The sequence below is a fragment of the Rhodoblastus sphagnicola genome (genome assembly GCF_002937075.1).
Lineage (GTDB): Bacteria > Pseudomonadota > Alphaproteobacteria > Rhizobiales > Beijerinckiaceae > Rhodoblastus > Rhodoblastus sphagnicola.
In genome coordinates this window covers 1-11,330 of sequence record NZ_NHSJ01000103.1, presented here as the reverse complement: position 1 = coordinate 11,330, position 11,330 = coordinate 1, and the positions used below count along the sequence as shown (strand labels likewise).

The 11,330-nt window shown below is 64.0% G+C and carries 9 protein-coding genes and 1 other RNA gene; 8 read left to right on the top strand and 2 right to left on the bottom strand.

Annotation, left to right across the window (positions count from 1 at the left end):
- Positions 1–151: 151 nt before the first annotated feature.
- Positions 152–664 carry a hypothetical protein gene (locus CCR94_RS16880; RefSeq protein WP_104509017.1) on the top strand — a complete coding sequence of 171 codons (513 nt, stop codon included), beginning with the start codon at positions 152–154 and terminating at the stop codon, positions 662–664.
- A gap of 47 nt (positions 665–711) precedes the next feature.
- Here the strand turns inward: CCR94_RS16880 and CCR94_RS16875 are convergent, their stop codons facing one another.
- Positions 712–1,098 (bottom strand): DUF6165 family protein, encoded by a 387-nt coding sequence (locus tag CCR94_RS16875; protein WP_104509016.1) that lies wholly within the window; start codon positions 1,096–1,098, stop codon positions 712–714.
- 356 nt (positions 1,099–1,454) lie between these two features.
- On the opposite strand from CCR94_RS16875, the gene CCR94_RS16870 reads away from it, so the two are divergent.
- From CCR94_RS16870 to CCR94_RS16860, 3 genes are all read left to right on the top strand, one after another.
- Positions 1,455–1,823 carry a hypothetical protein gene (locus CCR94_RS16870; protein ID WP_146090063.1) on the top strand — a complete coding sequence of 123 codons (369 nt, stop codon included), beginning with the start codon at positions 1,455–1,457 and terminating at the stop codon, positions 1,821–1,823.
- Positions 1,824–1,974: 151 nt separating this feature from the next.
- Positions 1,975–3,069, top strand: coding sequence for a GTP cyclohydrolase II RibA (ribA, locus tag CCR94_RS16865; protein ID WP_104509014.1), 1,095 nt, complete (start codon positions 1,975–1,977; stop codon positions 3,067–3,069).
- Positions 3,047–5,401, top strand: a complete 2,355-nt coding sequence (locus CCR94_RS16860; RefSeq protein WP_104509013.1) for a hypothetical protein — start codon at positions 3,047–3,049, stop codon at positions 5,399–5,401. Before ribA ends, CCR94_RS16860 begins: the two co-directional genes overlap by 23 nt.
- 195 nt (positions 5,402–5,596) lie before the next feature.
- Here the strand turns inward: CCR94_RS16860 and panB are convergent, their stop codons facing one another.
- Positions 5,597–6,406 (bottom strand): 3-methyl-2-oxobutanoate hydroxymethyltransferase, encoded by an 810-nt coding sequence (gene panB, locus CCR94_RS16855; RefSeq protein WP_104509012.1) that lies wholly within the window; start codon positions 6,404–6,406, stop codon positions 5,597–5,599.
- Between the two features lie 172 nt (positions 6,407–6,578).
- Here panB and dnaG point away from each other — a divergent pair, with 172 nt between their 5' ends.
- The 4 genes from dnaG to CCR94_RS24645 form a co-directional block, all read left to right on the top strand.
- A complete protein-coding gene (dnaG, locus tag CCR94_RS16850; protein ID WP_104509011.1) occupies positions 6,579–8,531 on the top strand; it encodes a DNA primase in 1,953 nt (650 codons plus the stop codon).
- Between the two features lie 247 nt (positions 8,532–8,778).
- Positions 8,779–10,794: an RNA polymerase sigma factor RpoD gene (gene rpoD / locus CCR94_RS16845; protein WP_104509010.1), complete on the top strand. Its 2,016-nt coding sequence runs from the start codon at positions 8,779–8,781 to the stop codon at positions 10,792–10,794.
- A gap of 117 nt (positions 10,795–10,911) precedes the next feature.
- Positions 10,912–11,059, top strand: a non-coding RNA gene (gene ssrS / locus CCR94_RS16840) — 6S RNA.
- On the top strand, positions 11,048–11,330 hold a 283-nt coding region (locus CCR94_RS24645), incomplete at its 3' end, for a 5-formyltetrahydrofolate cyclo-ligase (RefSeq protein WP_146090062.1). The genes ssrS and CCR94_RS24645, both read left to right, overlap by 12 nt.

The window sequence follows — 11,330 nt, the reverse complement described above, 5'->3', positions numbered from 1 at the left end:
GGAATGCTTGTTTTGCCTGCACCTCAAGAGGCGGCGCGTGTTTTTGCGGTTATAATTTGTAAAATACGAGCCATTCGCGCTCCGGTTTTTCAATATTTAACCGCCATTTTTCTGATCGCACGCGCCACGCGCTCCTTTCCCGGACAGGCACATGAACAGCTACGAACTGAACCATTCAAGCCACTTCGACTACGCAAACGTGGTCAAACGCATGAAGATGGCCAATGAGAAGCGCAGTCGGCCGGCGCCAAGCAAGCCGGCGAGCGCGCGCGCGACCTCGCTGGGCGGCCGCCCGCGACCGGCGCCTCGCCCCTCCATGTGGTCGCGCATGAAAAGCGTGCTGCTCGACGAATCCAAGCATATGATCGTGGCTTCGCTCATCCTGCTCGGCTTCGTCGTCTGGCTCGGCTCCACGGCCCAGACGATCTACGCGCAACACACCGAGGCGGGGTTCGCCAGCGCGTGCCAGCAGAACCAGTTTGCCCACGCCGGCTCCACCTATTGCTACGACGACCGCCGCATCGTTCATACCCTCAAGCCGGATGGAACGACGACGAGACCCGGTCTCGATTGGCGCGTCAACGAGTCCGCGCTTCGCATTTCCGAAGCGGCGGCTGCGCGCGAAGCGCGCGAGGCGCGTGAAGCGCATCCCAACGAACCCTGAGACGGACTTGCGCCATTTCCGCCGGCGCCCGGACGCCGGCGGCGACGTCAGTAAGCCGCGTAGCTCTTTTCCTCGATCAACTCGCTTTCCAACAGCAGGTTGATCCGCCGCTTCACCTCGGCGCGGCGGTCATTGGTGCGATAGACGGCGCGGGCGAGGTCGATGAATATCTCGCGGAAATTTTGCGCGCGCTCTTGGTCGCGGATCGCGTCCTCGATCTCCCACAGCGAGAGGTTGATCGCCTTCAACTCGTCGCGAAGGCGCGTCAGCTCCGCGCCTTCGGGCGCGACGGCGGCGAGCGTGGCGCTCAGGACGCTCAGTTCGCGCCGCACATTGCCGCGTTTGCCCTCATCCTGGATGCGTTCGAGCTTGATCTCGAGAATGGTGATCTTGTCGATCAACTCGCCCGGCGAAATTTCAGCGAAGATAACCATAGGTCCCGGCCCATTCGATTTGGAAATTTTTTCAGGCGGGAAGGATCCTCAATCAAGGTGGCGCGGGGCTGGTCTCGGCGGCGTCCAGACGAAGCAATCGCCGCGTCGAGCAACTATATCACCGTAGACACGCTTCGGCTTCCTGCGCGGGTTTGACATGATGCGGAGCCTACCGAGATTCTCGGTTCGTGTGACGCGAGTCCTCGCCGTATTCTTGCATCGCGGCAGCTTCGGCCGCCTTGGTCATTTTTTTACGAGGTAATGCGGGCGGTTGGCCAAATCAGTTATTCTAACTTGTCTTTCTTTCAGAGGATCGCAAACCGTTTTTCCGTCAGGTTGACGAAAAGGAGATTCGAATGTCAGGAACCGCGCGCCGAAATCCCCCGTGGAACCGAGAAGAATTGATACTCGCTCTGGACCTCTACATCCGCTTCGCGGGCAATCCGCCCGGAAAATCGAGCGCAGAGATAGTCGAACTCTCGATGTTGTTAAACCGGCTGACATCTGCCGATCGACAATATAATTCAGAATTCCGAAATCCAAACGGCGTCTATATGAAGCTGATGAACTTCAGGCGTTTCGACAAAACGTTCCAAGCACAAGGCAAGACGGGACTAACAAGGGGAAATAAGCTTGAGGAGGTGGTTTGGGACGAGTTCGCTCATAATCCAAAGCTCCTCCAGGAGACGACGCAGGGAATCAAACAAAAACTTTTGTTTTTTTAAGCCGGTGATTTGCTGCCCCGTTCACAGCTTCAGTGGTGAGACGGGCAGTTGGGCGCCGTAACGGCGCGCGGCTTGAGGCTGGCTTCACGCGATTGGAAGCACTATGTAGGCAACGTCGCCGCCATCGGGCTTTCGGAGTCGCAAAGGGTCAATGCACGATATTTCCGGTCTGTTTCCGGCGCACGAAAACCTCGGGGCCATTTCGGTGGAGCGCGCCGTCGCGGAATTGCGCGCGGGACGGCCGGTCGTGCTCGCGGAGGCGACCGGCCGTCTGCTGGTCTATCCCGCCGAACAACTCGACAAGACGTCCGCCGAGACGCTGGAGCGGATCGGCGGGGCGCGGCTCATTCTCAGCATGCAACGGCTCGAACGGCTTGGCGTGGCGCGCGATGCGCCAGGCCTGATCGCCTTGCCGCGAATCGATCTCGACCGAATCGCCGCCCTGATCATGGACGAGGAAGCCCGCATCGACGCCCCGGTCGTCCATCCCATTCCGGCGGAAGAGGCCGCGCTCGACCTGCTGCGCCTCGCGCAATTGCTGCCGGCCGCCATCCTGATAAAACTGGACGCTCCCGTCGCCGGCGTCAACGAGGTCGCCGGCTGCGACATCCGCGCCTTTCGCGCGCGAAAAATCACCTCGCTGCGGCTGATCGGCCGCGCGCCCGTGCCGCTCGAAGGCGCGACGCATTCGGAAATCGTGGTGTTTCGCGGCGGCGAGGGGTTGCGCGATCAGGCGGCGGTGATCGTCGGGACACCCGACCTCGCCGGCCCGGTGCATGTGCGGCTGCATTCGGCCTGCCTCACCGGCGACCTGTTCGGCTCGCTCAAATGCGATTGCGGCGACCAGTTGCGCCACACCGCCAAATTCATGGCGGAGAATGGCGGCGGCGTGATCCTCTATCTGGATCAGGAAGGGCGCGGCAACGGCCTCTCCAACAAGATCCGCGCCTATGGCTTGCAGGCGCAGGGCCACGACACCTATGACGCCGACGAAATTTTAGGGTTTGGCCTGGACCAGCGCCGCTTCGGCTATGCCGCGCGCATGCTCGACCTTCTCGGCGTGACCCGCGTGCGGCTGATGACCAACAACCCCAAGAAAATCGAAGCCTTGCGCGCCGCCGGGCTGGATGTCAGCGATCAGCGCATCCAGGGTCGGCCGACGCCGCAGAACATTCATTACCTCGCCACCAAGCGCGACAGGGCAGGTCATTTGCTCGATGTTGATGTCCCCACCGCCGAAGACTGAACCCGCACGGGTTTTTCTCGCCTCGATCCTGATCTTTTGCGTCGCCAGCCTTTACCTGTGCTGGCCGTGGATTTCCGGTCAGGTGACGATTCCCTGGGACGCCAAGGCGCATTTCCAGCCGCAACTGTCGTTTCTCGCCCATTCGCTGCATCGTGGCGCCGCGCCGTTCTGGACGCCCAACGTCTTCGCGGGCATGCCGCAGATCGCCGATCCACAAAGCCTGATCTTTGCGCCGCTCTATCTGGCGCTGGCGGCGCTCGTCCCTGAGCCGAATTTTCAGGAGGCCGACGGCGTCGCCTTCCTGATGCTGACGCTCGGCGGCATCGGCTGGATGCTGTATTTCCGCGACCGGGGCTGGCGCGCCGCCGGCGGGCTGGTCGCGGCGCTGGCCTTCGCCTACGGCGGTTCGGCGGCTTGGCGCATCCAGCACACCGGCCAGATCCTGAGCCTGTCCTGGTTTCCGCTGGCGTTTTGGGCGCTGAACCGGGCGCTCGACCGCGCCTCCTTTGGGTGGGGCATGGTCGCCGGCCTGTTCGCGGCCTTCATGGTGCTCGGCCGCGACCAGATCGCCTGGCTGTTCTGTCTGGTGCTCGCGGCTTTCGTGGTCTATCGGGCGTTCGCGCCGCCGCTGCCGGACGGTCTTGGCGCCGGCAAGCGCTTCCTGAACATGCTCAAGCCGCTGGCGGGCGGCACGCTGGTCGGCCTGATCGTCGCCGGCCCGGCGCTGCTGTGGACCATCGCGCTGGCCGAGCAATCCAATCGCTCGGAGATCACGCTGGAAGGGGCGATGCGCGGCTCGCTGCATCCGGCCTCCGTGCTGACCGCCTTCGTCGCCGACCTGTTCAACGTGCATGGCCCGCTGTCCGGCTTTTGGGGGCCGCCCTCGCCGGGTTGGGGCGAAACCGGCCTCTATATCGCCCGCAACATGGGCGAGCTTTATTTCGGCGCGCTGCCTGTGGCGATGCTGCTGGTGTTCGGCCTTGGGCGCGGCTGGGTTTTTCGCCGTCCGGCCGCCTTCTTCCTCGGCGCGCTGCTGGTGATGTATGTTTACGCCATCGGCAAATATACCCCGGTCTTCCCTGCCCTGTTCGACGTGCCCGGCGCCAATCTGTTCCGCCGCCCGGCCGACGCCACCTTCCAGATCGGCGCCTTCGCCGCCGTGCTCGGCGGCGCTTGCGTCTCGGACTATTTGAATGCGTCGGCCGGAGGGCGTCGCGCGCCGCTCGGTTATGGCCTGCTTGGCGCGGTTCTGCTCGCCTGCGTCGGGGTCGCCGTGGTCAAGGGGCACAGCGAGGCCTTTCCCGCCATTGGCTTCGCGCTGGTCTGCTTCGCGCTGTCCTTTGCCGGCCTGTTCGCCGCGCGGCGGCTTGAGGGCTGGCCCACGCTGGCGCTGCTGCTGATCGCGCTGCCGCTGACCTTCGACCTTTCGCTCAACAACCGCCCGAATCAGTCCACGGCGCTCCCGCCCGAAACATTTGACGTTTTGCGCGAGGGTACGGGGAACGAGACGATTGGCTTCCTCAAGCAAAAGCTGTCCGAAAACACCGCGCCGGATCGCCGCGACCGCGTCGAACTGGCGGGAATCGATTTCCATTGGCCCAACGCCGGACTGACCCACGGTTTCGATATGGATCTCGGCTACAATCCGATCCGGCTGAGTTTGTTCGTGGACGTCACCCACGCCATCGACCATGTCGCCTTGCCGGAACAAAGGGTGTTTTCGCCGGCTTTCCCGTCCTACAAATCGCCCATGGCCAATCTGATGGGCTTGCGCTGGATCGCCGCCGGCGTGCCCGCCGAGCAGATCGACAAGAGCCTGAAACCCGGCGACCTGCCGCTGATCAAGCAGACCGCCGACGCCTTCATTTACGAAAACAAGGACGCCCTGCCGCGCGTGCTGCTTCCCGGCCGCGCCGTCGCCGCCGATTTCGCGGCGCTGGAGCGCGACGGCGGCGTCCCCGACATCGACTATCGCCACAACGTCCTGATCGACCGCGCCGATTGCGCGCGTCTGGCGCTGCAATGCCAGGAGGCCCCAGCAACCGCCGCCGATGGGGCGCGACCCGAAGGACAGGGGGACGCGAAAATCACGACCTACGAGAACACTTTTGTCGAGGTCGAGGCGCGGGCGCCGGCCGGCGGCGGCTTTCTCGTCCTCAACGATGTCTGGCAGGACTGGCAGGCGGTTTACGTCGATGGCGTCGAGGCCGACCTGCTCAAGGCCAATCTGATGTTCCGTGCGGTCAAACTCACGCCGGGCGCGCACAAGGCGCGCTTCCAGTTCGAGCCGATGCGCGCCTTCCGCCGGTTTCTTCCCGGCGGCGCTGGCTGACGCTCATCCCCCGAGGGTTGACGCCAAAATCCCGTTTCCATGGCCATGGTTCGAGACGGCCCCTTTCGGGGCCTCCTCACCATGAGGGCGTTCTCCATGGGAAACAATAAAGTAGCCCTCATCCTGAGGAAGCCGCGAAGCGGCTGTCTCGAAGGACGAGGGCGGTCCACGGGTTGATCAAAAGCGGGGTGAGGTTCAGCCCGCTTTTTTGCAAAGCTGTTCGAGCGTCTCCGCCGGCAGCGCGGCGCAATTGGCCATGGTCGGGAAAACGCCGCCCTTGACGTCGGCGACGTAAGATGCGGTCGCGGCCTCCATCGTCGCGCCGACTTCGGCATAGCGCTTGTTGTGGCGGAAATTCTTCTCGGTATAGCCGAGCACGTCGGGGAAGACGAGAACCTGCCCGTCGGTTCCCGACCCGGCGCCGATGCCGATGGTCGCGGCCTTGATCTCCTTGCTGATGATTCCCGCGAGTTCGGCGGGCACGAGTTCCAGCACGATCATGAACACGCCGGCTTCGTCGAGCGCCCTAGCCTCGGCGCGCAGGCGCTCGGCCTCTTCAAATGTCTTGCCGTGGACGCGGCGCTCGCCCGTTTGCGGCTCGTAGCCGATATGGCCGCACACCGGCACGCCGGCGCTGGTCAGAGCGCGCACGATGTCGGGATGGGCGCCCTCGAATTTCACCGCATCGGCGCCGGCCTTCTGCAACGCCAGCCCGCTCGCCACCGCCTGCTCCGGCGTGTCGTAGGTGGCGAAGGGCAGGTCGGCGTAAATGAACGTGTCGGGCGCGCCGCGCCGCGCGGCGGCGGTGTGGTGGATCATGTCGGCGAGCGTCACCTCGCGCTCGCTGGCGTAACCCAGAATGTTCACGCCGACGCTGTCGCCGACCAGAATGGCGTCGATCCCCGCCGCCGCCTGCGCCCGCGCCTGCGGCGCGTCATAGGCGGTCATGGTGGCGATCTTCTCGCCCTGGGCTTTCATTTCGGCAAATTTGGCAAGCAGGCGCATGACGTCTCGCATTTCCATTCTGCGCCCGTTGCGGGCGCGACGTGTCTAGTCAAAGCCCAATGAAACGTCCATATGGCTTTGGTCCCTGTGGATAGCGGCGACAAGTCGTCGCGCCGCTTGCGTCTGGGGCCGCGCGGCCCCATGTGACCTATGCGAGCAATCTGTCCGAAAAATGAAATTCACGCCCACCTTTCTCGACGAGATTCGGGCGCGGCTTCCCGTGTCGGAAGTCGTGGGCCAGCGCGTGCGCCTGAAGAAGCGGGGCCGCGAATGGTGCGGCTTGTCGCCGTTCACCAGCGAAAAAACCCCATCGTTCTGGGTCAACGACCAGAAGGGCCAGTTTTTCGATTTCTCCGCCGGCAAGAACGGCGACATTTTCGAATTCGTCATGGAGACGCAAGGCCTGCCCTTTCCCGAGGCGGTGGAGCAGCTCGCCGCGCTCGCCGGACTCTCCATGCCGGTGGAGACGCCGGAACTGGCCGCCGCCGAGAGACGACGCGCGACCCATCTGGAGGCTCTGGAGTTCGCCGCCGATTTCTTCGAGCGCGCGCTGAAGGGCGGCGCCGGCGCAAAAGCGCGCGCCTATCTCGCCGAGCGCGGCATCACGCTGGAGGCGCAAAAAAAGTTCCGGATCGGCTATTCCCCGAACGAGCGCTACGCCCTGCGCGATTATCTGGCGGGAAAAGGCTGCGACGCCGAGGTGATGAAGGAGGCCGGGCTTCTCACGCATGGCGAGGACATCGCCGTTCCCTATGATTTTTTCCGCGACCGGCTGATGTTCCCGATCTGCGATCGCGGCGGCAAGGTGATCGCCTTCGGCGGGCGCGCGCTGAGCAAGGACGTCCAGCCCAAATACAAGAATTCGGCGGAAACCCCGCTGTTTCACAAGGGTTCGAACCTTTACAACCTGCATGTCGCCCGCAAGGCCGCCCATGAACGTGGAACCGTGATCGCGGTCGAGGGTTATGTGGACGTCATCGCGCTGAGCATGGTCGGCATCGACCATGCGGTGGCCGGTCTCGGCACGGCGCTCACCCCGGATCAATGCGAACTGCTGTGGAAAATGGCTGAGGAGCCCATTCTTTGCTTCGACGGCGACCGCGCCGGACGCAAGGCGGCGTTTCGCGCCGTCGAAACCGCGCTGCCCCTGATCGGACCGGGCAAAAGCCTGCGGTTCGCGCTGCTGCCGGAAGGCCAGGACCCTGACGATCTCGCGCGCGCCGGCGGCGCCTCGGCGCTGGAGGCCGTGCTGGGGGCGGCGAAACCCATGTCCGAGATGATTTTCGCCCACGAAGCCGAAGCGCAGACGCTGGACACGCCCGAGCGCCGCGCCGCCTTCGAGCGGCGGTTGCGGGACTGCGCCGGGCAGATCCGCGACGAAGTGCTGCGCCGGCACTATCTCGACGATTTCCGCGACCGCCAGTACAAGCTGTTCGGACGCGCGCGCCGAGAGTCCTATAATAGTGGCCGCGAGCCTTATAGCGCCCGCCGCGAACAATTCGTCCCGCGCGGACGCCAGGGGTATGGCGCCGGCTCTGGCCAGCCGCGCGGGCCGGTGGCGGCGAGCGCGGCGCTGCTGCAATCCGGCCTGTTCTCCCTGCCCAAGGAGGCCCCGGCGCCGCGCGAAACCTTGATCCTCGCCCTGCTCGTCAACCATCCCAACCTGATCGTCCGCCATGCCGAGGATGTGGCCCGCCTCGAATTCACCGGCGCGTCCGGAGAAAAAATGCGCGACGCCCTGCTGGGACTGGCGGAACCGGAAATGACGGCGGAAACCCTGCGGGAAAAGCTCGGATCAAGAGGATTTTCCGATATTTTCGACGGAATCGCGGCCAACGCCACACTTTCGACACTTTGGTGCGTGAGGCCCGACGCCCACGAAAACGACGCGGACGAGGTCTTGCGCCAGGCTCTGGCCTTGCATCACAAGCAGCGCGCGTTAAATAGGGAATTGCGGCAGGCGGAGGCTGCGCTCGCGCGGGAATTGGCGTCGGCGGGCGAGCCGAGCGAGGCCAGTTTTGCGGCTCTGGCGGACATAAAAGCGCAACTGTCCGCGCTTGAGGGCGCGGAGGCGACAATTGAGGGCTTCGGCGCATCCTCGGGCCGGGAGGACAGGAATGTCTGAGTCCTCGGCGCCACGCGCGGTCGCGGGAGGAAAACGCGCCGCAGAACACATGGTTAAGCGGGCCTTAAATCTTTCCGCGCAACCTGTGGACAGGGGCGAATCGCATTTCGCGGGCCGCCGATGATGAATTCCGAGCTTGCCCGCGTTTCTTGCTAGAGGAGCGCGCGCAGGCTCGATTGGCGCTTATCGAGCGCCCGCCTGCGGCGTCCGCCGTCGGGCCAGGCAGGATCAGTTCTGGAGTCGCCATATGGCCAAGAAAGACGACGCGAAACCCGAAGGCGAAGCTGTTGCCGATGTTGCCGACAGCCCCTTGCTCGATCTGTCGGACGCCGCCGTCAAGCGCATGATCAAGACCGCCAAGAAGCGCGGCTTCGTCACCTATGCCGAACTGAACGCCGTTCTGCCGTCCGAGGAGGTGTCCTCCGACCAGATCGAGGACGTTTACGCCATGCTCAACGAAATGAGCATCAATGTCATCGAGGGCGACGACGCCGAAGAGGCCGAGGAAGAGGCCGCCCCCGCCGAGGAGGAGGAGCCCGAGGCCGGCGAACTGACCGAGGCCGCGCCGACCCGCGCCGTCGCGACCCGCACCTCCGAACCCGCCGACCGCACCGACGACCCCGTCCGCATGTACCTGCGCGAAATGGGCTCGGTGGAGCTGTTGTCGCGCGAGGGCGAAATCGCCATCGCCAAGCGCATCGAGGCCGGCCGTGAGGCGATGATCGCCGGTCTGTGCGAAAGCCCCCTGACCTTCCAGGCCATCATCATCTGGCGCGACGAATTGGTCGAAAACAAGGTGCTGTTGCGCGAGATCATCGATCTCGAAGCCACCTACGCCGGTCCCGAAGGCCGCGGCGGAACCAGCGGCGAAGAGGAAACGGAAGAGGCCGAAGGCGAAGCCCCGGCCACCGCCCCCCGCAATCCCCCGGCGGGCCTCGAGGAGGAGCCGCCGGTCGTCCCGGAGAATTTCGACGACGAGGACGATATGGAGAATTCCGTATCGCTCTCGGCGATGGAAACCGAGCTGAAGCCCAAGGTTCTGGAGACCTTCGACCGCGTCGCCGACGCTTACAAGAAGCTGCGCCGGCTACAGGACCAGAATGTCGAGAACAAGCTCAAGAACGAGCAACTGACGCCGGCCCAGGAGCGCAAGTACAAGACGCTCAAGAAGGAAATCGTCACCGACGTCAAGTCGCTGTCGCTCAACCAGAACCGCATCGACGCGCTGGTCGAGCAGCTCTACGACATCAACCGCCGCCTGATCGGGCTGGAAACCAAGCTTTTGCGTCTGGCCGAAAGTTATGGTGTCGCGCGCGACGACTTCTTCAAGAACTATCACGGCGCCGAACTCGACCCGAAATGGGTTTTGCGCATTTCCAAGCTGGGCGCGCGCGGCTGGCGCGATCTGGTCGCGACCTCCAAGGACGAAATCCACGAATTGCGCGGCGAAATCCATGCGCTGGCGACCGAAACCGGGCTGGAGATCCAGGAATTCCGCAAGATCGTCCATATGGTGCAGAAGGGCGAGCGCGAAGCCCGTCAGGCCAAGAAGGAAATGGTCGAGGCCAACCTGCGCCTCGTCATCTCCATCGCCAAGAAATACACCAATCGCGGCCTGCAGTTCCTCGATCTGATCCAGGAGGGCAATATCGGCCTGATGAAGGCGGTGGACAAGTTCGAGTACCGGCGCGGCTATAAATTCTCGACCTATGCGACCTGGTGGATTCGTCAGGCCATCACCCGCTCCATCGCGGATCAGGCCCGCACCATCCGCATTCCCGTGCACATGATCGAGACGATCAACAAGATCGTGCGCACGTCGCGCCAGATGCTGCACGAGATCGGCCGCGAGCCGACCCCGGAGGAACTGGCGGAAAAGCTCGCCATGCCCTTGGAAAAAGTGCGCAAGGTGCTGAAAATCGCCAAGGAGCCGATCTCGCTGGAAACCCCGATCGGCGACGAGGAGGATTCGCACCTCGGCGATTTCATCGAGGACAAGAACGCCATCCTGCCGATCGACGCGGCGATCCAGTCCAACCTGCGCGAAACGACGACGCGCGTGCTGGCCTCGCTGACCCCGCGCGAGGAGCGCGTGCTGCGCATGCGCTTCGGCATCGGCATGAACACCGACCACACGCTGGAAGAGGTCGGCCAACAATTCTCGGTCACGCGCGAACGTATTCGGCAGATCGAGGCCAAGGCGCTGCGCAAGCTCAAGCACCCCTCGCGCAGCCGCAAGCTGCGGTCCTTCCTGGACAACTGATTTTTTAAGCCCGCGACGCCATCGCGGGCTTTTTTTGCGCGCGATTATTTGTCTGAAACAGGCGCGCGCAGCGATTTTGTCATGGCGCCAAAGGCGGAACGCCCCTAGATTAGCAGTGCGGCGCTGCGGGGTGCGTGTGGATATTTCCCCGGGGCCTTACGATCCCCTAGGGAGCTGTCCCTGCCCTCGTCCGTGGACTTGGGCACACGGCGCCCACCTACTCTGTAGGTACCCGGGATCCGTCCCACGGCTTTTGTGGCCCGCACTTCTGTTTCGAGCGCGCGCGGTTCGCGCCCGCGGGGAGACCGCCAAGCTGGATCAGGACAAGGATTCGAAGGCCGCGCTGCGGCAGCGCTTCAAGCAGATTCGCGCCACCATCGCCCCCGACCTCGCCCAAGCCGCCGCGCGCGTCCTCGCCGCAAAGGCGCCGCCCTTCCTGACCCGCCTGACGCAAACAGCAGGCTTGACGCCCGCGGAAACCCCCGTGGCGCTCTATTGCGCGCTGCCGGGCGAACTCGATTGCGCGCCTCTCCTTG

Excerpts from the sequence above, each read along its gene's own strand:
- CCR94_RS16880 (WP_104509017.1), top strand. The coding sequence starts at position 152 with ATGAACAGCTACGAACTGAACCATTCAAGCCACTTCGACTACGCAAAC.
- CCR94_RS16875 (WP_104509016.1), bottom strand. The coding sequence starts at position 1,098 with ATGGTTATCTTCGCTGAAATTTCGCCGGGCGAGTTGATCGACAAGATC.
- CCR94_RS16870 (WP_146090063.1), top strand. The coding sequence starts at position 1,455 with ATGTCAGGAACCGCGCGCCGAAATCCCCCGTGGAACCGAGAAGAATTG.
- ribA (WP_104509014.1), top strand. The coding sequence starts at position 1,975 with ATGCACGATATTTCCGGTCTGTTTCCGGCGCACGAAAACCTCGGGGCC.
- CCR94_RS16860 (WP_104509013.1), top strand. The coding sequence starts at position 3,047 with ATGTCCCCACCGCCGAAGACTGAACCCGCACGGGTTTTTCTCGCCTCG.
- panB (WP_104509012.1), bottom strand. The coding sequence starts at position 6,406 with ATGCGCCTGCTTGCCAAATTTGCCGAAATGAAAGCCCAGGGCGAGAAG.
- dnaG (WP_104509011.1), top strand. The coding sequence starts at position 6,579 with ATGAAATTCACGCCCACCTTTCTCGACGAGATTCGGGCGCGGCTTCCC.
- rpoD (WP_104509010.1), top strand. The coding sequence starts at position 8,779 with ATGGCCAAGAAAGACGACGCGAAACCCGAAGGCGAAGCTGTTGCCGAT.